Origin of the sequence: Burkholderia sp. MS389 (assembly GCF_016899425.1) — a bacterium.
GTDB lineage: Bacteria > Pseudomonadota > Gammaproteobacteria > Burkholderiales > Burkholderiaceae > Burkholderia > Burkholderia sola.
In genome coordinates this window covers 1,695,018-1,718,831 of record NZ_CP045995.1, presented here as the reverse complement: position 1 = coordinate 1,718,831, position 23,814 = coordinate 1,695,018, and the positions used below count along the sequence as shown (strand labels likewise).

Here is a 23,814-nt window from a genome sequence, read left to right as displayed (position 1 = left end):
GCGCAACAGTCCATCACGCAACGAAGACTATGCCACGCTGGCTGTCCCGTGTGGACTTTGCGCTTGGCGTAATCGTCTCTGTGCCTGCGGCACTGCTGGTGCTAGCAGAAGTTATCCTGCTTTTCAGCGGCGTTGTTGCTCGTTATGTCCTGCACCACCCGTTAATCTGGAGCGACGAACTCGCTGCCATCCTGTTTCTCTGGCTAGCAATGACAGGTGCCGCTACGGCGTTGCACCGAGGAAGCCACATGCGCATGACGGCACTTGTCAACCGCATGGGCGAGCACTGGGATCCGTTCTGGGACACCATTTCGACGGTGGCGAGCATGCTTTTTCTCGGGCTCATACTTGTTCCATCGATCGCTTACATCAAGCAGCAGTGGGACATTTTGACCCCGACAATGGAGATCAATGACGGCGTACGCGTTGCGGCTATCATCTTCGGGGTTGTGTCGATGCTGCTGATCTGCGTGGTCAAGTTGTTAGCAATCGGCTGGAGGACCGCTATCGCTGGGGTTGCGGTGTCGCTAGTAAGTGTGTTTGCGTTGGAACATGCCGGACCCGTTTTGCAATCGCTTGGAAACCTTAACCTGGTGATTTTCTTCGTTGGAGTGGTCGGCTTCACGGTCTTGAGCGGCATGCCCATCGCATTCTCCTTCGGTCTTTCCGTGTTTGCTTACCTTTCAATGTCAACCTCCATGCCGCTGGAAATCGTCGTCAGCCGCATGGACGAAGGAATGTCTCAAATCCTTCTGTTGGCGGTGCCGATGTTTATTTTCCTCGGGCTTCTCATTGAGATGACAGGGATGGCACGGGCGATGATCAACTTCCTGGCATCGTTGCTGGGCCATGTGCGCGGTGGTCTTTACTATGTCTTGGTCGGTGCGATGTATCTGATTTCGGGGATCTCCGGCTCGAAGGCAGCCGATATGGCAGCTGTTGCTCCGATTCTGTTCCCTGAGATGAAGAAGCGTGGCGAGAATCCCGGCGAGCTCGTGGCGTTGCTATCGGCTACCGGCGCGCAAACTGAGACGGTCCCACCAAGCATTGTGCTCATCACGATCGGATCGGTTACGGGGGTATCAATCTCTGCGCTCTTTACGGGCGGTCTGTTGCCGGGCCTTGTACTGGCGTTCATGTTATGCATGCTCGTCTGGTGGCGGGCTCGAAAGACTGAACCCACGTCGTCCGGGAGACCCGCGTGGTCCTTTGTCGGGAAAGCGTTTGTGGTATCGATCCCGGCACTCGCACTTCCGGTTGTCATCCGTTTGGCGGTGGTGGAGGGAGTGGCAACGGCAACGGAGGTCTCAACGGTTGGAATCGCCTATGCCGTCGTCGCCGGACTCTTGGTGTATCGATGCTTTAATTGGAAGCGAATCGGCCCCATGCTCGTGGAGACGGCTGCTCTTTCGGGAGCTATCCTTATCATCATTGGTACGGCTACCGCGATGGCGTGGGCGCTCACCCAGTCTGGCTTCTCCCATGGACTGGCCGACTTCATGCAGCATCTGCCTGGCGGCGCATTCTCCTTCATGGTCGTGTCAATCTTCATGTTCATCATATTGGGTAGCGTCCTTGAAGGAATCCCTGCAATCGTGCTCTTCGGCCCGTTACTGTTCCCGATTGCTCGAGCTGTTGGCATCCACGAAGTTCAATATGCAATGGTCGTGATTCTCTCGATGGGACTGGGGCTGTTCTCGCCGCCGTTCGGAGTCGGCTACTATGGGGCGTGTGCAGTCAGCAAGATCTCGCCGAATCTGGGCATCCGACCCATCATGGGTTATATGGCCGCGTTGTTTATTGGGATCACGATGATCGCCGCAGTGCCTTGGATTTCCACCGGCTTTTTGAAGGGTTAAGAGTCGGGGCATCATGACGGAGCCGAAGAGGCGGGGTGCAAGCCCCGCCTCTTTTTTGGTTCTTCGTGGATTTCCGTGGACGTCGCTTGCCAACCCGTTGCAGCCGGTCGAGCAGTCTCTGTCCTAAGGGTAGGTATCGGAGTGGAGCGGTCATTCCGTGCCGTCGCCTGGAGGACAAGTCATCGGCCTCTGCGGACGCTTAGACCCCTGAGTTCGTGAGGCGGCTTAAGCCGTGCAAGGATGCCTGCCTGCGCGGGCAGCCTTTGCGCTCATGTAGCGGCCTCGCGCATCAGTCGTTCGCGCGTCATCCAAAGATTGCTCAAAGCGAACAGCGTGTGCAACTCTGCGGGTTCTTCATCAAGCCGCGTTAGCGCACCCTTAGATGTCACCGTGCGAGGCGATGAACATGGTGACGGCCGACCGGCAGTAGGATTCGATTTCGTTGCTGTCCTCTGCTCTCGCCTCATCGAAGCGTGCGATAAGCAGTAGATCGGATCCTTTGAAAAGCGCGGCAAACAAGCGGGCGGACCGGAGAGGATCGGGTACGTTCAGCAGCCCTTTCGCGTGCAGCTGAAGCAACACGGCCTCGATGTGGGCGATGACACGGGCGGGCCCGGCTTCGTAATGAAGCTTGCTTAAGGACTTTTGATTCGTCTTGTCGGCCAAAACCATGGCTTCCACACTGCGGACATCGGGGCTCAACAGCGTGCGAAGCAGGGATGATCCCACCACCATGAGCTGATCTTCGGCCGAACCGTCGACGCCTTCAGAAAGGGCCTGCGGTGCAAACTGATCACAGCGGGCCACCATGGCCGCGCTGAACAGCGCCTCCTTGTTCTCGAAGTGCCGATAGATGCTGAGCTTGGATATCTTCGCCCGCTGGGCGACTTTGTCCATGGTCGTCGCTTGAAACCCCAATTCCACAAAGAGTTCGCAGGCGGCGTCGACAATCGTTTGGCGAAGCGCCTCGTTGGCGGGCCGGCCGCGCCGGCCGTGGCTGTTTTCGGTCACGACAATTCCAGTACTTGACAGTATTTAAATTCGCGCATTAGGATACCATGTGGTATCGCAATGTGCACGTCAAGGGCAGGTTTGAACCGGTTGTCCAGATCAGGTTTCCCCGGGCCGCCCGGCGATATCGAGCGGCATTGTCGAGCAGGTCAATACAACATGGGCAACTTTGTCGCCAATGCCGAAGGCCTGTTCGCTGACCATCTCAAGCGAGTATCGCCGGACGATCTTGCACACCACGCGCGGCCCACCCCTCCATCCACCACTCGGAGCCCATCACCATGAATGACGTCGTCATCATCGGCGGCAGCTTTGCCGGTCTCGCCGCCGCCCTGCAGCTCGGCCGTGCCCGCCGCAAGGTCACCGTTCTCGATACCGGTCGGCCGCGCAACCGCTTTGCCGGACATTCACATGGCCTGCTCGGCCACGATCACAAGCCGCCGCTGGATATCCTGGTGGAGGCTCGGCAGCAACTGGCGCGCTATCCAACGATCAGCCTCGTCAATGCCCGTGCCGAGAGTGTGTCTGGCGCCATCGACGATTTCTGCGTCGTCACTGACGATCACGAAAGCCTGAGGGCGCGCCGCCTGATCCTGAGCTATGGCGTCGCCGACCAGATGCCTGATGTTCCGGGCTTTGCCGAAAGCTGGGGCACGTCCATCGTGCCCTGCCCATATTGCGACGGCTTTGAAGTCGCCGGCCAGCATTGGGGTCTCGTTTGGTCCGGCCCCCAGTCGCACCAGTCTGTCAGGCTGTTCCGCGATTGGACTGACAAGTTGACTGTCTTCGCCGATGGTCACGACATTGCGCCCGATATCCAGTCTGATCTGGCGCGCCGCAACATACCTGTCGTCGATGGCCGGATCGTCGGGATCGCCCATCACAACGGCCATATCACCACCGTCAATCTCGATACCCGCCGCAATGTCGCGGTCGACATCCTGTTCGCCCAGCCGCGCAACAAGCCGTCGGCAAGCCTGCATGAATCGCTGGGTCTCGCCACGGTTGATACGTCCACCGGCATCGTCCTCAAGGTCGATGAGCGTCGCCAAACCAGCATGCCTGGCATCTACGCCGCCGGGGACCTCGCCACGCCCTTCTTGCCCTCGGTCACCCAGGCATCATCGCAGGGCGCAATGGCGGGTATCTTCGCCCAACAGTCAATGGTGGTTTGAGAGCACAGATTCCCCTTTCTCGTTGCGTCGTCGCCTTCGAAAAGGTTGGCGTAGATCGGCGCGGCGAAGGACGGATCGTCGAGTCAAGGAGATGACGTGACAAAGCAAAGTGCTGATCAGGTGGGTGACTGGAATGGTCAAAGCGGGGAGCGCTGGGTCGCCAACCAGGACCGGCTCGACGCGCTGGTGGCGGTGTTCGGCCAGGCCGCGATAGAAGTCGCCGCGCCCGCGACGGGTGAGCGCGTGCTGGACATCGGCTGCGGCGCAGGCGCGTCGAGTCTGGCTTTGGCCGCCCGTGTCGGCGCGGGGGGCCAAGTGCTGGGCGTGGACATATCCGAACCCCTGATCGACCGAGCGCGCGCGCTTGCGCGACACGATACGCCGGCCCTGTTTCAGGTGGCCGATACCAGCAGCGCAGAGCTGCCCGAGGGCGCGTTCGATATCCTGTTCTCGCGTTTCGGCGTGATGTTCTTCGACGATCCGACAGCGGCGTTCACCCATATGCGACGCGCACTCCGGCCGGGCGGCCGGGTCGCCTTCGTCTGCTGGCGCGGTGCGGCTGAGAACGATTGGATGCGCCTGCCGGTGGGCGCGCTCGAGGGCATCCTCCCGCCGAGTGCGCTGCCCGATCCCGAAGCGCCCGGCCCGTTTTCGTTCGGCGACCGGGAGCGCGTGGCACGCATCCTGACGACGGCCGGCTTTACCGATATCGCTATCTCGCCCTTCGACGCGGCCGTCCGATTCGGCGAGGGCGAAACGCGGGACGCTGCGATCGACGACGCAGTGAAGATGACGCTTGAGGTTGGCCCGCTGTCGCGTGCGCTCGCTGATCAGCCCGACGACATCCGCGCCCGCGCCTCGGCCGCGGTTCGTGCCGCCTTCGCGGGCCTCCCCGGCGACCGGTCGGTGATGATCAACGGCGCGGCGTGGATCGTCATGGCACGCAATCCGGCAAGCTGACAGGTTACGTCGACCAATGTGTCAGAACCGGCAACTCCTCGTGTCTCGGGGAGGGGCTACCTTGAGCGCCGAACGGCCGGAACGCGGCGCTGATTGGCCATTGAGGGCGAAAGGAGCAGTGGCTCTTGATGGCCGAACGCCGACGTTCCTCCCCGGCGTTCCCCGGAATTCCGCGATGAACCTCTTTTTTGAGGTCTACGACTGTTCCGAATGGCTGACGTCGCCGCTCGAGTCGCAATTCTCGTATCGTCAGTGCGATGGATCTCGGATGGCCGGTGGCAACGCCACATGTGATACAAGTGCGAAGAAAATTTGCATCATGCGGCACGTTCGCCGGACGAGTACGGCATGCTGGATGGACCTCAATCCCCATCGGTTCAAACCGCTCGGATGGCGTCATCGCGCTGTACTAAAGTGTCCCCGAATCGGACGACCAACTCGCTGAGGAGGTGCTCCAGCTTTGTGTGGCATCGTGCGAAGAGCCCCGACGATATACCAGCCAAGCTGGCTGTCGTAGATACAAACGATTTTCTCGAGAATGCACCTGGCTTTCTCACTGAGCGTCCACGGCCCGCCACTTGCGTGACCAGCCGCGATAGCCTCTATCTCGCGCTCAGCGTCACAGTAAAGCTGATAGTTGCCGCCGCCCAATCCTTCGTTCCACATCAAATATGAGAGATACGTCGTTCGGATCAGTTGATATACCAGATGCTGGCTACCATGACCGGATTGAAACGAAGCGAGGGCGAGGTGCGAAACCGGTGACCACTCTTTGACGAACGATAACGGAAGCGGGAGAAGCATCTGTCGCGACTGCGTTGGCCCGTGCCGTGTTTTTTTGAGATTCCGTTTTGTCGTTACCATCGCGAATACCAACGCCCGTCGAATTTCATTGAGACATATGCTGTGAGTCCATGACTGTCAGGAGGGGTAGACAATTCTGAGAAGATTGCTGACGCCGGGCGTGCCAAACGGGACCCCTGCGGCGATCAATAGCGGTTTGTGGCGGGCGACACCGATCCGATGCGCCGCAGCTATAGCTTTCGTGACCATATCTTCGATGTTGTCCGCGTCGTCGACACGCAGAGGACAGACGCCCCACGTCAACGCAAGTTGACGCGCAACGACCTCATCAGGCGTGAGTGACAGAATGCGAGAGCCGGGACGCTCGCGAGCAATTCTCGCTGCGGTTGCGCCGGAAGTGGTATAGGCAACGATCGCTGAAACCGACAACATCGAGGTAATGGTAAAAATCGCTGAACTGACCGCTTCTGGTGTGTCGGCGGTGGCAGGAGGTGCCACCGCTTTCAGCAGTTGACGATATGTCGGTGCATTCTCCGTGTGCTCGATGATTCTATTCATCATCGAAACCGCTTCAAGGGGAAAGGCACCGGACGCCGACTCCGCGGACAGCATGACGGCATCGGCACCGTCAAAAACGGCGGTCGCGACATCGGACGTCTCTGCTCGGGTGGGCATGGCAGAACTAACCATCGACTCCAGCATTTGCGTCGCCACAACGACTGGTTTTCCTGCCTCCCGACATAGACTCACGATTCGCTTCTGGATGACAGGGACTTCCTCCGGTGGCAACTCAACACCCATATCGCCACGCGCGATCATGATTCCGTCGGAGGCCTCGATAATCTCTTCGATCGAATCGACAGCGGATGGCTTCTCGATTTTCGCCATGATCTTCGCCCGGCCTCTAATCAGATTACGCGCATCGCGCACATCGTCCGGCCGCTGTACAAATGACAGTGCGATCCACTCTACGCCTTGCTCAAGGCCAAATTGCAGATCTTGCCTGTCCTTATCGGTCAGTGCCGGAATGGGGAGGACGACGCTCGGAACATTGACTCCTTTTCGGTCCGAGAGGACTCCACCGACAACGACTTCGGTCGTAATGCGGGTGAGCGACGTGTCGACAATCCTGAACGTCAGCAGGCCGTCGTTGGCGAGTAGAGTATCGCCATTCGCGGCGACTGCGAAGATTTCCGGGTGCGGCAGGCAGACCCGCGACGCGTCGCCTGAGGCGCTATCAAGGTCGAAGCTGAAAGTCTGTCCTGGCCGCAGCTCGACTTTCCCATCTTTGAATCGCGCCACACGTAGCTTTGGTCCTTGCAGATCGAGCAGTACGCCGACCGGCCGCCCATGCCGGGCCTCGATGCGTCGAATTGCAAGCAGTCGTTGAGCCTGCTCCGCGTGGCTGCCGTGACTCATGTTCAACCGGAAGACATCGGCGCCGGAGATATAGAGGCTCTCAATCAAGCTTTCGGACGAGCTAGACGGTCCGAGCGTCGCCACGATTTTCGTGGAGCGGTTTCTATTCATCGATGAAAATCTTTACGTTGAGGTGAGACTTCCTGCGGGAGAGGCGAGACGAGATGTTCGCGCAAGCAGAGATGAGGCTACTCGGCATTGCGAGCAGCCTTCTAACTTCGAGATGCGACGCGATATTGCAACTGGTCCATATCCGTACGGTAAGAGGGCTGACCGACGTGGTGCAGCGCCTAGCAGGCTGTTGAAATTCGGAACGGTGTAAACGGGCGTTGCGAGCGGTGCGTTAGAGATATCGTGTTCATGACCTTGGGCAGATAAGAGCGATGCGCGGAATGGACGAGATGCAGGAACCGCTGTTCACGACGGTGAAGCTGGAAGATTTCGTGCCGGCCGATCACCCGTTGCGGCCGCTCCGGCTGCTGGTCAATCAGGCACTGAAGCGGCTCAACGGGTTGTTCGGCACGATCTACGCGGACAGCGGCCGCGCGTCGATTGCACCGGAGAAGCTGTTGCGTGCGTTGTTGCTGCAGGTGTTCTACTCGGTACGCAGCGAGCGCATGCTGATGGAGCAGATGCGCTACAACCTGCTGTTCCGCTGGTTCGTCGGCTTGGCCATCGAAGACGCCGTGTGGGACCACTCGGTGTTCTCGAAGAACCGGGATCGACTGCTGGAGCACGACGTGGTCGAAGCGTTCTTTACCGAAGTCATGAGCCTGGCCGACAAGCAAGGGCTGCTGTCCAGAGAACACTTCTCGGTCGATGGCACGCTGATCCAGGCTTGGGCCAGCCACAAGAGCTTCCGGCCCAAGGACGGTTCGGACGATCCGCCAGCCGGCGGTGGCCGCAATGTCGACACCGACTGGAAGGGCAAGCGGCGCAGCAACGACACGCATGAATCGAGCACCGATCCGGATGCGCGCCTGTTCCGCAAGGGGCGGCAAAGCGGAGCCATCCTTTGTTATCAGGGGCACATCCTGATGGAGAACCGCTCGGGCTTGGTGGTCGGCGCAGTGGTCAGCCACGCTGATGGTTTCGGCGAACGCGCGAGTGCGTTGCGCCTGCTCGATTGCGTGCCGGGTCGTCACGCCAAGACGCTCGGCGCCGACAAGGGTTACGACATGCGCGACTTTGTGCGGGATTGCCGAGCGCGCAAAGTGACGCCACACGTCGCGCGCAACGACACGCATCAAGGCGGCAGTGCGATCGACGGCCGCACCTCGCGGCACGCCGGTTATGGCATTAGCCAAGTGATTCGCAAACGCATCGAAGAGCACTTCGGCTGGGGCAAGACCGTCGGCAGGATTCGACAGACCGCGTATCGCGGCCTCAAACGGGTCGACCAGCACTTCAAGCTGACGATGCTGGCGAGCAATCTGACTCGAATGGCGCGAATGCTGACGGTGGTGCCGCCGCAAGGAGCGGTGCAATGAGCCGCCCAAGCGCGGCCGTCGTACGGCAACGCGCCGGCTGGATCGCTCGCGAACGGTCCAGCTTCGGCGATTCGTTGGCAACTCGGCAGCCAAGCGCATACGAAATCCTTTTAAACAGTGCCCCAGTCATCAAAGCGAGGCGCTTTTCAACAGCCTGCTAGGTCCTGCTGCTTTCAATCACCGTAAGGTCGACCGTCTTCCCACATTTCTGGGTGATGCAGTGGGGGGCATGCTTTCCGTGGCGGTTCCCGATGTGAGGCTCCACTTTACGGAGCAAGCAATGTTGCAGCATCGCGCCGGAGTCATCTCGTGATGCCATCGCGTGCGATGACAAAAAAGTTTTGGTCGCCCATTTGCCCACCTTTCAGAGCAAGCTGAAGGTTTCGCAAATGAGGCTTTTCGGAAATTACACGGCACAGCGGTGCGCCCACGGCCAGGCGACCGTCAATCTCAAGCGCGTCAGGGCCAAGGACTTGTGTGACCTGGCTGGACGTATCTCCGCCTGAGAGAACCAGTCGTTGCAGGTGAGTGGCTTCGAGGACATCATTCGCAATTGCGCCAAGCCGTTGCCCAAGCAATCGACCACCTTGATGCCGAGCGTCGTCCTGGGTCAGTCCGCGAGCGGTAAAGTACTCGAGCATTTCGACGATGCGTGCATCGCTCGGGCCACGGGCGGTATGCAAAATGACGCTGCGCCCTTCACTGAGCAGCGCAATCGCGCGGACGGCGATATCTTGAGCTGTCCGTTGCCAAGAATCTTCTCGAACGAGCGCTTTTGCGTCGATGGCGATTTCGGCGAAGCCTGCAGTGATCGCCGCGTCGATCTGTGCGGACGACAGCAGTGAGGCGCTCCCGGAAATGGCAAGGATCTGATTCGTCGGCGCAATACGGTCATAACACCGCTGCGTTTCGGGAAGGCTACCGAGTTCCCGCCACCATTGAGTCAGCGCATATTCGACACCAGACGAGCCGATTGTAAATACGGAGCCGACCGCCGTAGCGTAGTTGTCGAGGAGCCGGCCGACTTCGGTTAGATGACGTGGAGTCACTGAATCGAGCAAGATTCCCGAGTCGCCCGTTGAAATTGCTTTCGACCATGCCAGATCGACTTCTTCGCGAGTACCTTCCAGATTCGGCAGCTGGAAGCCGGAGAGAGGCAAAGCGGTCTGCAGGGCCAGATGACGCAGAAGATCTCCCTCGGCCATCGGTGTGACCGGGTGGGCGCTCATAATTGGATGGCGATCGATTCGATAAGTCTTGTTGTCGGTACCAGACCGAGCGAACAAATTGCCAAATGCGCAGTAGCGCTTCAATGCCGGCGTACCGGCAACAACCGGAACTGGATTCCGAGTGATGCCCGCCCGGGCTATCTCCAAGACTCTGCCGATGCTTCCTATCGCCGGGCCGCTATCGAAAGTCGAACAGACTTTGTAGTGAAGGATCGGAGCATCGAGGGCGTGCAGAGCTTCGAAAAGCGGTGGAAGAGACCGATCCATTTCGGACGGACTCATGCCTCGGCTGTCGCCTGCGACACCGATGGCGTCGAATCCGCCGAGTTGCGATAGTTTTTCGGACGAAGGCGCTTTCAAAAAAAGCGCGCACCTAAGCCCCGCGAAGGCCAGGACCTCGAGAGCGTCCGTCGATCCGGTAAAGTCGTCGCCGTAGAAAGCCAGCCTCAGTGCCGCAGCTGATTGTTCGGATTTTGCGCTCATCCGGGTCACGCCGATTGAAAGTGAGACAGCGCAGCACGCAGCGCAGGTCGGGACTCCGCGAAGGTGTTCAGGTCGATCCCTTCGACAGCTGCTTCCCACCCTTCCCGCATACTTGCAACGCCCGCGGCAATTCCATGCGGATGTCCGATGATTCCGCCGCCCGCCAAATGCATCAGGTCTACGGAACCCAACTGAGCATAAAGATCAGGGGCTTGCGACGCCCACTGGCCAGATGAAAAAACGGGCATCAACGGCTGCACGCCCGCGAACGGTGTCAGGCAGGCACGGGCCGATTCGATGACGGACGCGTCTGGTTCCCAGAACTTGCTGCGAATGCCGTTGACGTGCAGTTGATCCACCCCAGCAAGTCGCCACAGCTTCTGATACGCCTTAAAGGAGAACCCGAGTTGCGGATAGCGGGTGAGTGCGCCCCAACCATTGCGGTGACCGTGGATGGGCAGCTGGGCATGCTTGCGAAGGTGCTCGACGCCAGCAAAGCCGACCCAATTAATGCAAACCATCACGCAAGTACCGCCCGCCCGTACCACCGCGTCGTGTCGCTGGAGCATCTCTTCGATTGTGCCCGAGATGTTGATTGCGTACATGGGCATACGTCCCATGCGGTCGGCGTGCCGATGCAGGACGGGCATGACGGCTGCGAGACGCTCGTCGAAGCTCGCGTATGTGGGATCAGCGAGAAGCTCGTCGTCCTTGATGAAATCGATGTCTGCGGCACAGAGACTGTCGACGATCTCTGCCGTCTGTGCGGGAAGCAAGCCAATGCTCGGCTTAATGATGGTGCCGATCATTGGTCTGTCGTAGACCTTAGCGAAGTCGCGGGTTCCGCTAATGCCGAATTGAGGGCCGGGGAACTGGGCGGCGTAGGTTGCTGGCAGATCGATATCGAGCAAGCGTAGCCCTGTCACTTCTCCCAACTCAAACAGATTACCCGCGACCGTTGACAGGAGGGTCGGCAAGTTAGGACCAATGTTGTCGACCGGAAAGGCGATCTCGATCTCACCCCGGAAATATACACTCGGGGATCCCTTGCGTTCGACATGAGCACTGTACAGGGAGGGCTCCAGAACAGGAGAGTGCGAATCCACCTTCACTACACGGGCCCTGGCACGGTTCTTCAGCGCATCAGTCTCCCCCGGCAGCGCAAGAAACGTCCCGCTGGACTGTTCGCCTGCGATTACCTCTGCGGCTTTTGCAATCGGTACTGAACTCTCGACGAAATAGCGCGCAGTGAATTCGGCTCTTCGATGGGGGATTTCGACCATGTTTGTCTCTTCGTACTAGGTATTCGAGCTGAAACCGGGCACATGAGGCCTGCGTGGCCGCGTGCGCTTTAGCCGGGGGATGAGCAGAATATAGATTTGACGTCTCGCGACATCAAACGATATGATTTCTTGACCCTGAGCGAAAAACTCACAATAGGCAGCTTCCGCAAGCAGTGGGCTTCGGGCCCAACAGGAGTCCAGGTGCCTCGTCTTTCATTGAATGCGCTGCGAGCTTTTGAAGCCACGGCGCGCCTGCGAAGTTTCGGTGCTGCCGCTGAAGAACTCAACGTGACTCACGGCGCGGTGAGCAGACATATACGCGCACTTGAAGACCAACTGGGTGTCCTGCTGCTGTCACGCAATGCACACTCGACGGAGCCGACGCCCGAAGGTGCCCAGATGGCGGAAGGCCTGAGCGTGGCGTTCAACCTCATCCAAAAGACCGTCGATCAGTTGAAGCCGGGTCCGTTGACGCTCTCGTGCTCGGCTTCGATCATGATGTACTGGTTGCTGCCACGCCTCTCAAAGCTGAAGAATGCGATCCCGTCGCTTGACCTGAGTTTCAACACCGGTCATGGTGAAATCGACTTCACGCGGGACAAGATAACGGTAGCGATACGGCTGTCCTCCATCCCTGTACCCAAAGGCGTAACCCCTGTTCCGTTGATTGAGGAATGGATCGGCGCGGTTTGCTCCCCGGAATACATGCGCACGAACCGGATCGAAAAACCGGGCGACCTAGCGCGCGCGCGGCTTTTGGCAACCAATACACGACCGTCCGCGTGGGCTGACTGGTACAAAGCGACCTCGACCGTACTCGAGCCTCCGCCCGATATTGCTGAATCGTTTGATCATTTCTATCTTCAGATTCAGGCCGCCAAGTGCGGGTTGGGAGTTGCGGCAGTGCCGAGAATGCTCGTCCGAGACGAACTGGACTCAGCTGGTCTTGTCGCGCCGTTCGGTTTCGTCCCGGGACCGGTGCACCTTGTGCTCTGGGTTGCTCCTCATGCCGAAAATCAGCCGAAGACAGTCGCCCTAGTTGAATGGCTGAGGAACGAGCTGCGTGAGATGGAGACATGAAGCCAACTGCGGCGTGCTTTCTTGTAGACGAAATCTCTGCATCCTGGCTGTGACTTTTTCTCACTGCCTGTTGCTTTATTATCCTTTGACCTAGCCCGCTGCGGCTTCAATAATCTGCTCATGAGATGGCGCGTAGCGCCATCATTCGATCCGCTTCCAGGTATCGGAATCGAAGCCTGCAGCGGTCTTACGCTAAAGGAGACAGCGTGGAGCAGATGAAGCAAAGCGACGCGAGCCGCGTTGCAGTGGTTACAGGTGGCGCGATGGGCATCGGGGCCGATTCGGCGGAACAGCTCGCGAAACGTGGCTATCACGTTGTTCTTGCCGATATCAATAAGAGCGCGGCTGAAGAGGCGGCGTCGAGATTTCAGCGCGCGGGCCTGTCAGTGTCGGCCATTGAGATGGACGTTTCAAATTCAGAGTCGATTGCCGCTGCGTTCGGTGAACTTGACAAAAGACATGGGCGTTGCGACGTGTTGGTCAACGGCGCCGGTATTGCGAAGCTGGTGCCGTTCATCGACTATCCACTGGACACGTTTCTTAAAACGATGCAGGTCAATGTAACGGGGGCGTTCTTATGCTCCCAGCACGCCGCACGTCTGATGGTAAAGAATCGCTGGGGCCGCATAATCAATATCGCCTCGGTGGCAGGCATGCGAGCGGTCGGTAAAGGCCGCACGGCATACGGCACCTCGAAAGGGGCCGTTATTGCTTTAACCCGCCAGATGGCAGTGGAGCTCTGCGATTACGGCATTACAGCTAACGCAATCGCGCCAGGCCCAGTCGATACGCCGATGACCAAGGCGCTGCATAGTGAAGAGTTCCGCGCCGAATATTCAAATGCGATTCCTATGAAGCGCTACGGCACGACGTCGGAAATCGCTGCGGCGGTGTGCTATCTGGCGTCGGAGGAGGCGGGGTATACGAACGGAATTGTGCTTCCGGTGGACGGCGGATTCCTTGCGTGGGGAGCGGGTGCGGTTTGAACGGGACATGACGACGCTGGCTCGAAGCGCGTCAGAACAATCTGCTGGTTGTGACGTGGTTGTCGCTCGCCAATCACCTTCAGCCGTCTCCGATATCAAGGCACTGTGAATAATTTGCTCACCGAACGAATGCTCGATGACGATCATTCGACAATCGTCTTTCCGAGCACGCGAGGCGGTGGCATCTTTTAGCCGTGGTTCCCGAGAAGAACCTTTGTTACCTTCCGGCTGCGGCTATAAGGTCTCGGGATGGATTTGTAACGGAGGAGCGCGTTCCAATAGAGCACGTGAGGCGATGAGGACGCGTCCTACATTTTCTCGGCCAGCACGGCCTTTTGCCGTCGCAAGTGCGCTAGAAAAAGGGCCTGATAATCTACAGAAACGGCGCCGATCACACTAGCTCTTCCTCGGAGATTTCTACGCCAGGCGTTGATTTTGGGAACGTCCGCGAAAATTGACGCGACACCATCTATCTCTAAAGTGTCGAAGTAGCGAAAGATGGGGGCAAAGACCGCGTCTACCATGCCAAAGGTCTCACCGTCGAAGTACGGACCGAGGCCTGGGACGTTTTCGAGTTGGACCAGCCGTTCTTTGAACGACGTGGCTTTTACTTCGGCGCTGGCATGGTCCTTGGCGTTCAAGTACCCCCACGCCTCGCCCAGGGTCGCTGAGCCAAATTCAATCCAGGCTCGATGCTTGGCGCGTGCCAATGGATTGGCCGGGTAGAGATGTGGGCCGGGTTGCGTTTCGTCCAGATATTCGCAAATCGCCATACTTTCAAACAAGATCTCTTCTTCGCCGTCGGGCTGCTGGATTTGGAGCAAAGGGACCTTGGCAGTCGGTGACAGTGCCAAAAACCAAGCCGGCTTGGCGTTGAGATCCACGTTGATACGCTCGAACGCAACTTGCTTTTCAAGCAAAACGATGGCGGCCCGCTGGACGAACGGGCACAGAGGGTGACTGATCAGAGTAAGCGAGGGCATTGTCATGTAAGGCTCGAATGGTCTGTATGCAGCGGCAGTGCACCAGGATGTTTTCCGTGTCTCTGCTCTTTTTGCTTCGCGGGAGGGGAAAGCGTGATGCCGAACGCAGCGCCTGCCACTCGTGCGCGAACAGAAGACGCTTTCCCCGGGCTCCGGCGTTGCTCGATCAGCGGTTGAGCATGCGACCGCCATCCACGACGATTTCCGATCCGACCGTCCAACGGGACTCGTCGGAGGCCAGGTACAGCACGGCTTTGGCCACCTCCTCCGGAGTACCGAAGCGGCCGAGTGGGATGGTGGCGGCAATATCCCTGTTGACTTGTTCGCGGTAGGCGTCGGGGATGCCGAGCTTGTCGTACAGCGGCGTGTCGACCGGGCCGGGGCTGACCGCATTGACGCGGACGCCGCGTCCAAGCAGTTCCGCCGAAAGCGTCTTCGACATATTCAGCACCGCAGCCTTGGTGGCCGCATAAACGGAGGAGCGCTCTGCGCCAACATGCGCACTGACGGACGTGTTGAGCACGACCGACGCCGGGCGAGCGAACACCGGAAGCAACGCCTGGAGCAAGAAGTACGGCCCCTTGACATTGACATCGAACGAGCGATCGAACATCTCTTCCGTCCATTCCTCAATCGGCAACCAGACGGATACACCAGCATTGAGAAAGGCAACGTCTAGTTGACCATAGTGGTCCTTGATGGCTTGTGCCAGTTCCTTTTGGGCAGCGACACTGGCCGAGTCGGCCCGTAGAACCGGAACCTCGGATCCAAGTTCGGCTTGCGCCTTGGCGATCGAATCGGGATTGACTCCCGTGACGACGACGCGGGCGCCCTCGGCCAAAAACTGCTTCGCGGTTTCCAGACCGATGCCGCTGGTGCCGCCGGTGATAAGGGTGCGTTTACCTTGCAAGCGCGACATTGACTTCTCCTATAAGTGACAACCAACCGTGGTCGACAGGGAGAAATGTGCACCTATGCTGGTGTGGCGATAAGATGTCTGCTTTGAATATATTTCATGCTTCCATTGCATGAATTGGGGGCCGCGTGAACCGATTTCTCTTGATGACGTGCTTCGCACGGGCAGTCGAGACGGGGAGTTTTTCTGCTGCAGGGCGAGATTTGGGATTGGGCCAGCCCAACGTCAGCCGCTATGTAGCCGCGCTGGAGGACCATCTCCAAACGCGGCTGCTGCACCGATCCACACGAAAGCTTGCCCTGACGCCCGAGGGTGAACGCTACTACGCAGATATCCGCCGGATTCTTGACGCGGTGGACGAATCTGAATCGTCTTTCAGGAACAGTGTCGATCCATCGGGACTCTTGCGCGTGGCCTGTCCCACGGCGCTAGCGCATGCATATGTGTTGCCTCAGGTCCCGGGTTTTCTGGAGCGGTATCCCAGATTGACGCTGGATCTTCAGATCAGCGATCGCTACGTGAACCTGGTAGACGAGGGAGTCGAGCTCGCGATTCGCATCGGGCATCTGGAGGACAGTGCGCTACGCGCCAGGCGCATAGGAATGTACGAGCGTGTGGTCGTGGCCAGCAAGGACTATCTGGCGAAACGCGGAGTTCCGGACACACCTGATGACCTGCGCGAACATGATTGCGTGGTCTACACTTTGCTGTCGTCCGGTGCGACATGGCGCTTTCGTGACGGCGATATTCCGGTCTCTGGCCGGCTGAGGGTTAACTCACCCGAGGCCGTTCGCGCAGCGGTCACCGCGGGGTTAGGGGTCGGGCATGGGCCGGAATGGCTGTTCGAGGAAGGGTTAAAAAGCGGTCGTTTGCAGTTAATTCTGACCGGGCACTTTGCTCCGGCCGTCCCTGTTCAGATTGTCTATGTTGCAAACAGGTTGCTTCCAACACGGGCCATGGTTTTTACTGAATTCATTTCCGACGTATTTTCAGGGATTCCGGCTTTCAACAAAATCGCATTTCCGAAGCCTTAGAAGCTGTTGCGAAATTACGGATTAGGTCTGTTAATTTTTTCGATAGGGTGTTAGGCAGTATGACTCCGCGTGGCAGGGGCTGACCTCTCGTGAGGAATCAAACGTGGGTTAGCATTTCTGCCAGAGCGACACGGTGTGGACAGGGCCACACCCGGCAATTTCCGGCACGGAGGCCCGCAATGGAACACGATAGCACGCTTCTCTATGTAGGTTTGGACGTCCACTCGCGCAGCCAGGCGGCACACTGTGCGGCTTCGGACACGGGCCAACTGACCGTGATCGACTGATCGCCCCGGCGCACCTCGATGCGGATCTCGTCGATGTGTTACCGCGCGAAGGTCGGGCTCGAATGAATCGATGGACCGTGAGCCACTGCACTTGAGCGGTATACGTTCGTGGCCGCAGCACCGCCGTGCCTTAATTCGCCTGCGACAGGGTGCGAGCGGCGATGGCCACAGCTGGTTTTGCCGCACCACATTTGTAGGCCATACGGTCCATGAACGGCGAGCGCTTCCCGAAGTTGTAGGCCATTGGATCGGCGAAGAATGACGCCAGGGCATGGCCTTGAGGAGCTTGGTTGGTTTGCGAAATACTTTCGGTTGGGCGCTCTGGAATTGGCCATTGACGTGTGCGCGGCAATGTGCGGGCTTTCCGAAAGGACCTCCAGAAGCCGCTTTCGAATAGATACGGATACGCCTTGTGCCATGGGCGTTCCAGCGATGCTTCAGGCTCCCGTATCCAGATCTAATCGAAAGTCGTATCCGCATCTAATCGAAGGCTACACTGCGGGTCCGATCCGTCCGTATTAACCCTGATTAAAAACCCTTATCACGGTGAAAAATTCCGCATCTTATTGAACCGATATCGGCTGGCTATAGTGGCTCGCTTTCCCGCACGCGCCACCGGCGTGCGCAGACAAACGCAGGAGCCCCTTGATGACCACCACCGATACCCGCTTCACCGAAGTCGAGGATCTGATGCCCGCCGCCGGCGGGCTACGCGAGATCCGTCACCACATCCATCACCACCCCGAACTCGCGTACGAAGAGCACGACACGGCCGCGCTCGTCGCCGACAAGCTCGAGCAATGGGGCTGGCAGGTGACGCGCGGGGTCGGCAAGACGGGTGTGGTCGGCACGCTGCGGGTGGGCGACGGCACGCGCAGCATCGGCATTCGCGCCGACATGGATGCGTTGCCGATCGTCGAGGCGACCGGCCTGCCGTATGCGAGCGGCACGCACGGCAAGATGCACGCGTGCGGCCACGACGGCCACACGACGATGCTGCTCGGCGCCGCACAGCATCTCGCGAAAACGCGTCACTTTTCGGGCACCGTGCACCTGTATTTCCAGCCGGCGGAAGAGCACGGCGTCGACAGCGGCGCGAAGAAGATGATCGACGACGGCCTGTTCGAGCGCTTCCCGTGCGATGCGGTGTTCGGCATGCACAACCATCCGGGCGCGGCGCCCGGCGTGTTCCTCACGCGGCGCGGCCCGTTCATGTCGGCGGGCGACAAGGCGATCATCACGATCGAAGGCGTCGGCGGCCACGCGGCGCGGCCGCACCTGACGGTCGATCCGGTCGTCGTCGCCGCGAGCATCGTGATGGCGCTGCAGACGATCGTCGCGCGCAACGTCGACCCGTCGCAGCCGGCGGTCGTCACGGTCGGCTCGATGCACGCCGGCACCGCGAACAACGTGATCCCGAACGGCGCGCGCCTCGAACTCAGCGTGCGTTCGTTCAGCCCCGAAGTCCGCGCGCTGCTCAAGCGCCGCATCACCGAGCTGGCGCAAACGCAGGCCGCGAGCTACGGCGCGAGCGCGAACGTCGAGTACATCGAAGGTTATCCGGTCGTCGTCAATACGGATGCCGAAACGGATTTCGCCGCGCAGGTCGCGCGCGAACTCGTCGGCGATGCGCACGTGGTCGAGCAGACCGACCTGCTGATGGGCAGCGAGGATTTCGCGTTCATGCTGCAGCAGCGGCCGGGCTCGTTCGTGCGGCTCGGCAACGGCGAAGGCGAGGACGGCTGCATGGTGCACAACCCGAAATACGACTTCAACGATCGCAACCTGCCGATCGGCGCGGCGTTCTGGACGCGCCTCGTCGAGCGTTACCTCGGGCAGTGATCGCGGCGGCGGCGCGCGGTCGGCGCTTCCGGCCGCATTGACAGGAGAGGATAGCGATGCAGAAAGACCATCTCGCGCTGCACCCGGCGTCGGCGGGCGTGGCCGAAGCCGACACGCCTGCCGTCACGCGGCGCGGCGCGATCGCAGCGGCCGTGATCGGCAACTGGCTGGAATTCTTCGATTTCACCGTGTACGGCTTCTTCGCGGTGCTGATCGGCAAGCTGTTCTTCCCGTCGAGCGACCCGACCACGTCGCTGCTGCTGTCGGTCGCGACGTTCGCCGCCGGGGCTTCTTCACGCGGCCGCTCGGCAGCGTCGTGCTCGGCGTGTACGCGGACCGCAAGGGGCGCAAGGCCGCGCTGAACCTGACGATCATGCTGATGGCGCTCGGCACCGGCCTGATCGCGATCGCGCCGACCTATGCGCAGGTCGGCGTGGCCGCGCCGTTGCTCGTCGTGTTCGCGCGGTTGCTGCAGGGCTTCTCGCAGGGCGGCGAATTCGGCGCGGCGACGTCGACGCTGCTCGAACAGGGCGGCACGTCGCGCCGCGGATTCCGCGCGAGCTGGCAGCTCGCGACGCAGGGCGGCGCCGCGCTGATGGGCTCGGGCTTCGCGGCGCTGCTGTCGAACACGATGACGAAGGACGCGCTCGAAGGCTGGGGCTGGCGGCTGCCGTTCCTCGTCGGCGTGCTGATCGCGCCGGTCGGAATGGTTCTGCGTCGCCGGCTCGCGGACGACGCGCCCGGCGACCGCCATCACGGGATCGAGCGCGGCGTGCTGCACGAGCTGTTCTCGAAGCACACGCGCACGGTGGTGCTGCTGATGCTCACGGTGATGGGCGGCACGGTGTCGACCTACATCCTGACGTTCTACATGCCGACCTACGCGATCCATACGCTCGGCCTGCCGATGAAGCTGTCGATGTTCGTCGGCGTCGCGTCGGGCTGCGTGATGCTGGTCACGTGCCCGCTGTTCGGCTGGCTGTCGGACAAACTCGGCAGCCGCCGCCTGCCGATCTTCGTCGGCCGCGGCGTGCTGGTCGCGCTGCTGTTCCCGGCGTTCTGGCTGATGAACCATCATCCGACGCTGTCGGTGATCCTGCCGCTGACCGCGCTGATGCTGCTGTTCTATTCGCTCGGCTCGGCATCGGAAATGGCGTTGATGTGCGAGTCGCTGCCGCGCCACGTGCGCGCGACGGGCATCTCGATCGCGTATGCGCTCGCGGTGACGATCTTCGGCGGCACCGCGCAGTTGATCGCGACCTGGCTCGTGAAGACGACCGGCAGCAAGCTCGCGCCGGCCGGCTACGTGGCCGCATGCGTGGTGCTGTCGCTGATCGCGGTCGCGATGCTGCGCGAGACGGCGCGGGAATCGCTGGACTGACGCGCGAGGCGGGCGGCAGCCTGACGTGACCGGGCAGACTGGTCGGCATGACCGGCAAGGATCTGTATCGCCAGATCTACGACATCACGTTCGTCGATAAGTCGGGCGCGACGTTCCAGGGCATCACGAGTAGCGAAGCGTCGTCCAGCGAATGCTCGATGAGCGGTGTGGACGTTTATGTGGTCACTCAAAAGATCGACGGTGGGCAGTAACACTATCGGCCCTAATCTTACTGTGTCAATAAATTCATGCCATTATAGGAACTTCTTCATCCATGACGTGAGGAATGATGGACTGGGAAAGATCATTCGATGCGTATCTGGAACATTTGTGTGAAGCGCTTGGGCATAACGATCGTGAATCAGGATTGAAGGGCATTGCCAAGGGCTGATGCTGCCAATTCGGCGCAAGAGCGTCGAGCCGCTGGCGGCACATCTGGAACCGGAGCATGTGAGCGCGCGGCACCAGTCACTGCATCATTTCGTGGCGAAGTCGGAATGGTCCGATACGGCGCTGCTCGAGCAGGTGCGGCGCTGGGTGCTGCCGCACATGGACCCGGCTGGCGGGTTGTACTGGATCATTGACGACACGGGATTTCCCAAGAAGGTTAAGCATTCGGTCGGCGTGGCACGGCAATACTGCGGTCAACTGGGCAAGCAGGACAACTGCCAGGTCGCGGTGAGCCTGTCGGTGGCGACGGAAGGCGCGAGCCTACCCGTGTCGTATCGACTGTATCTGCCGCGTGAATGGAGCGACGATCCCGTGCGACGACAGAAAGCCGGCGTGCCCGAGGAAATCGAGTTTGCAACCAAACCAGGGATTGCGACCGGGCAGTTGCACGAAGCACGGCAAAGCGGTGCGCCCGACGGTATCGTGTTGGCCGATGCGGGCTATGGAGACGACACCTCGTTTCGCGAGGCCGTCAGCGAGCTCGGGCTGCAATATACGGTGGGCATTCGCTCGAACACGCGCGTATGGGCGCCGGGCACGGCTCCTCTCCCTCCCGAGCCCTCCACGGGGAAGTCGGGTCGGCCACGCAGCTTGTTACGGCGCGCACCGGGACATGAGCCGACCGGAGTCAAGGATCTGGCCTCTACGCTCGATGCCTCGTGCTATCGTAACGTTATATGGCGCGAAGGCACGTGCGCCGCGCTCAGTTCGCGCTTTGCTGCCGTGCGCGTGCGTGCTTCACACCGAGATTACTGGCGCTCCACACTGCGCGATGAGGAATGGCTGTTGATCGAATGGCCCGAAGATGATGCGGAGCCACTCAAGTACTGGCTTTCGACTTTGCCCCAGACACGACGCTCGAACGACTGGTTCATGTCGCCAAGATGCGCTGGCGTATCGAGCGGGACTATCAGGATCTCAAGCGGGAGTTTGGCCTGGGACACTTCGAAGGACGTGGCTGGCGTGGCTTCCATCACCATGCATCGTTGTGTATTGCTGCCTATGGATTTCTTGTTGCTCAACGCCTCATTCAAGGCGACAGTAAAAAAAACTCCGCGATCGGCGACCCGTTTGCCTTACCCTCGGATTACGTGCCACGCGGGTCCCCAGCGCGCACAGCGCCACGTGGCTGATTCCATCACCACGCTGCGCTGGCGTATCGCTGCATACATCGCGCGCCGGCTTGAGCGATGTCCGTTTTGTTCAGCATCCAATGCTGATTTATTGACACAGTAAGATTAGATGCCGGTCGGCTGGCGACAGTCGATCGAGCGCGAGGTGCGGGGCAATGCGGCCAGCGATCTCAATAGCGTCAGGTTGTAGGTTGCCATTGGTAGCGGCAGCAGTTGTTCCACTTTCTCGAGTCCGCGAACCATGCTTGTCCGAGCGGGCCTATCGTTTTGCCGCTACTAACCCGCTATCAGGAGTGAAATCAGGGGTCAATTATACGGGCCCACATTGTCAAGAACGATTCCAAGGCACGTCATCTTTGCGATATATCGATGGCCATCGGATCGATACGGAACCTTCCATTGGTGGAGATCAGTGACGTATTCGAAATTCTCGTCAAAAATTACTTGAGATAAGCCATTCTGTTTGGCGTATTTTTCAACGAATTCCGTTATTTCGTGGCGAGTCATTTTGGGGCACGTACCATCGCCGCCGTCCCAATTCCTTACGTAAGCTAAAATTGCAAATAAAACTAATGCGCAGGCTAGTAATGCGCCGCCGGCGGCTATCGTGTATTTGAGTATTTTTTTAATCAAAATTCTCTCCGCAATCAAAAAATCCAGTTTGTCGATGTGAGGAAAGCTTTTGAGCTTTCCTCATGCCGGTTCACGGATCAGCAAAATTGACTCATGGTCTGCGCCCGAAACCACCAGGCCTTGCCGTATGGATCGCCGCTGGCGTTCCGTCTGGATTCGTTGCTTTGATGCTGGCTCTGGTTCCATTGACGTTGAGTGGCTGCGATCCAGTAAAATAGATCATGAAATCTTTGTGATCAGTAAATTCTCCAATCTTACGGACGAAAGTAGTCAAGGCCTCTTGTATCGACGGACGAGACCGCGATGCATCAAAGTCGAATTTGTCTGGGTTGAGTGTGTATTCGCCTCTGAAATAGAAACTATCATCACTTCCTAAAAATAGCTCACCCTGGATGTGGCCGCTCACTCGTCCGAGTGCCGATCCGACAATTAATTCTTGGTTGCTCAATAAATTCGTGCTGAACTGGGCGTCGATCCGATAGGTTCCTGGGCCCATGGCATCGTTGACAATAATGTCTCTTATTGGGGAGATCTGCTGAACACCGATTCCGAGTTTCAAAGATTTTAGGTCGACCGATTTCGGGTCTCCGTTTCCTCTGATCCAGTTATAGTAAGCTGAAAGGGTGAAGAATGGAGTGGCGTAGAATTTGAAGCTCTCAATGGGTGGAGCTGGGAGGTGACTGAAATAATAGTCGCTGAACAACCCGAATGCTGTTGTGAGACCACTAAACGTCGTATCGGAGAGGCCATACTGGGTCGCGCCAGTGATGCCTTGCCAGCCCATGTCTGCAATCCACGAAGTGAAAAGGGCATAGGTTGAAATTTGCGCTTGCACAACTTGCTTGCTTGCAAGTTCCATCCCATACCCAAATTCAGAAAGCACGTACCGGGAACGTCCGGCGGCGGCAGCTTCGAGAATCTTTTTCCCATTGACTAATCTGAATTTGCCAATTTGAAATATGCCACCGCGAATATTATCTCCATTTATTGCCCAATGATAACCTCCAGCGGGGCCATTGGGTGTTGCTATGGGGAGTGCAAGTTCGGTGGGTGCCGTAACGCTGATTGGTGGCAAAAGATCGTCGGCTGGACCGTGTCCTTGCGCGAGTGATCGAACAGGATTGCTTACTAAAAAAGCAGTGGAGGCGCCAAGAAAGTTTCGTCTTTTCATCTAATGGTCCCAGTAGCGTTTGGTTTTCTGTGAAAAAGTTACATCGATTTTAGAGTTGACGAAGTCAAAACGCTTTGCCCTCGGAGTTGCAGCAGGCATGACACGCGTGACTGAGATTGTTGCCACTCGGCCATTCTTTCAATGTGACTTCATCAACATTACTAGTATCTAACCAATTCGTATGATGTTGCAACCAGAGTGAGAT

Annotated in this window: 16 protein-coding genes and 3 pseudogenes; 11 read left to right on the top strand and 8 right to left on the bottom strand. The window is 59.0% G+C overall.

The features are described 5' to 3' along the window. The first annotated feature begins 29 nt into the window (after window positions 1-29). Window positions 30-1,859, top strand: a complete 1,830-nt coding sequence (locus tag GJG85_RS23995) for a TRAP transporter large permease subunit (RefSeq protein ID WP_239468998.1) — start codon at window positions 30-32, stop codon at window positions 1,857-1,859. A 269-nt stretch (window positions 1,860-2,128) separates the two neighbouring features. Here GJG85_RS23995 and GJG85_RS23990 read toward each other — a convergent pair. Together GJG85_RS23990 and GJG85_RS23985 are read right to left on the bottom strand one after the other, a co-directional pair. Then, window positions 2,129-2,244, bottom strand: a pseudogene (locus GJG85_RS23990) (IS5/IS1182 family transposase); the annotation flags it as partial. Beyond that, window positions 2,238-2,870: a TetR/AcrR family transcriptional regulator gene (locus GJG85_RS23985; protein ID WP_089489828.1), complete on the bottom strand. Its 633-nt coding sequence runs from the start codon at window positions 2,868-2,870 to the stop codon at window positions 2,238-2,240. The gene GJG85_RS23985 and the pseudogene GJG85_RS23990, both read right to left, overlap by 7 nt. 281 nt (window positions 2,871-3,151) lie before the next feature. On the opposite strand from GJG85_RS23985, the gene GJG85_RS23980 reads away from it, so the two are divergent. Then, window positions 3,152-4,045: an NAD(P)/FAD-dependent oxidoreductase gene (locus GJG85_RS23980; RefSeq protein WP_089489827.1), complete on the top strand. Its 894-nt coding sequence runs from the start codon at window positions 3,152-3,154 to the stop codon at window positions 4,043-4,045. 96 nt (window positions 4,046-4,141) lie between these two features. Next, complete coding sequence (locus GJG85_RS23975; RefSeq protein ID WP_089489826.1) at window positions 4,142-5,005, top strand: class I SAM-dependent methyltransferase; 864 nt, start codon at window positions 4,142-4,144, stop codon at window positions 5,003-5,005. Window positions 5,006-5,926: 921 nt separating this feature from the next. Here the strand turns inward: GJG85_RS23975 and pyk are convergent. Then, on the bottom strand, window positions 5,927-7,339 hold the full coding sequence (gene pyk, locus GJG85_RS23970; protein WP_204383912.1) for a pyruvate kinase: 1,413 nt from the start codon (window positions 7,337-7,339) through the stop codon (window positions 5,927-5,929). A 281-nt stretch (window positions 7,340-7,620) separates the two neighbouring features. On the opposite strand from pyk, the gene GJG85_RS23965 reads away from it, so the two are divergent. Further along, complete coding sequence (locus tag GJG85_RS23965) at window positions 7,621-8,718, top strand: IS5-like element ISButh6 family transposase (protein ID WP_080334439.1); 1,098 nt, start codon at window positions 7,621-7,623, stop codon at window positions 8,716-8,718. A 302-nt stretch (window positions 8,719-9,020) separates the two neighbouring features. On the opposite strand, the gene GJG85_RS23960 is transcribed toward GJG85_RS23965, so the two are convergent. Both GJG85_RS23960 and GJG85_RS23955 read right to left on the bottom strand, forming a co-directional pair. Then, complete coding sequence (locus GJG85_RS23960) at window positions 9,021-10,430, bottom strand: four-carbon acid sugar kinase family protein (protein WP_089489824.1); 1,410 nt, start codon at window positions 10,428-10,430, stop codon at window positions 9,021-9,023. 5 nt (window positions 10,431-10,435) lie between these two features. Next, on the bottom strand, window positions 10,436-11,713 hold the full coding sequence (locus GJG85_RS23955) for a ribulose-bisphosphate carboxylase large subunit family protein (RefSeq protein ID WP_089489823.1): 1,278 nt from the start codon (window positions 11,711-11,713) through the stop codon (window positions 10,436-10,438). Window positions 11,714-11,842: 129 nt separating this feature from the next. Between GJG85_RS23955 and GJG85_RS23950 the strand changes: the two genes are divergently transcribed. Together GJG85_RS23950 and GJG85_RS23945 are read left to right on the top strand one after the other, a co-directional pair. Further along, window positions 11,843-12,793 (top strand): LysR substrate-binding domain-containing protein, encoded by a 951-nt coding sequence (locus GJG85_RS23950; protein WP_012366934.1) that lies wholly within the window; start codon window positions 11,843-11,845, stop codon window positions 12,791-12,793. Window positions 12,794-13,008: 215 nt separating this feature from the next. Continuing rightward, window positions 13,009-13,779: a 3-oxoacyl-ACP reductase family protein gene (locus tag GJG85_RS23945; RefSeq protein ID WP_041490210.1), complete on the top strand. Its 771-nt coding sequence runs from the start codon at window positions 13,009-13,011 to the stop codon at window positions 13,777-13,779. 308 nt (window positions 13,780-14,087) lie between these two features. On the opposite strand, the gene GJG85_RS23940 is transcribed toward GJG85_RS23945, so the two are convergent. Next, window positions 14,088-14,768, bottom strand: coding sequence for a glutathione S-transferase family protein (locus tag GJG85_RS23940; RefSeq protein ID WP_089489822.1), 681 nt, complete (start codon window positions 14,766-14,768; stop codon window positions 14,088-14,090). A gap of 160 nt (window positions 14,769-14,928) precedes the next feature. Continuing rightward, window positions 14,929-15,681, bottom strand: a complete 753-nt coding sequence (locus GJG85_RS23935; RefSeq protein WP_089489821.1) for an SDR family oxidoreductase — start codon at window positions 15,679-15,681, stop codon at window positions 14,929-14,931. Between the two features lie 143 nt (window positions 15,682-15,824). On the opposite strand from GJG85_RS23935, the gene GJG85_RS23930 reads away from it, so the two are divergent. From GJG85_RS23930 to GJG85_RS23910, 5 genes and pseudogenes are all read left to right on the top strand, one after another. After that, window positions 15,825-16,712 (top strand): LysR family transcriptional regulator, encoded by an 888-nt coding sequence (locus GJG85_RS23930; protein ID WP_089490009.1) that lies wholly within the window; start codon window positions 15,825-15,827, stop codon window positions 16,710-16,712. Between the two features lie 935 nt (window positions 16,713-17,647). After that, window positions 17,648-18,841 (top strand): M20 aminoacylase family protein, encoded by a 1,194-nt coding sequence (locus GJG85_RS23925; protein WP_050012115.1) that lies wholly within the window; start codon window positions 17,648-17,650, stop codon window positions 18,839-18,841. Between the two features lie 56 nt (window positions 18,842-18,897). Next, window positions 18,898-20,222: pseudogene (locus GJG85_RS23920) on the top strand (MFS transporter). Between the two features lie 47 nt (window positions 20,223-20,269). Continuing rightward, entirely contained in the window at window positions 20,270-20,434 is a 165-nt protein-coding gene (locus GJG85_RS23915; RefSeq protein ID WP_160300496.1) for a hypothetical protein, read from the top strand. Between the two features lie 77 nt (window positions 20,435-20,511). Further along, window positions 20,512-21,805 (top strand): annotated as a pseudogene (locus tag GJG85_RS23910) (IS701 family transposase). 724 nt (window positions 21,806-22,529) lie between these two features. Here the strand turns inward: GJG85_RS23910 and GJG85_RS23905 are convergent. After that, window positions 22,530-23,609 carry a lipid II-degrading bacteriocin gene (locus GJG85_RS23905; protein ID WP_204383910.1) on the bottom strand — a complete coding sequence of 360 codons (1,080 nt, stop codon included), beginning with the start codon at window positions 23,607-23,609 and terminating at the stop codon, window positions 22,530-22,532. Window positions 23,610-23,814 lie beyond the last annotated feature (205 nt).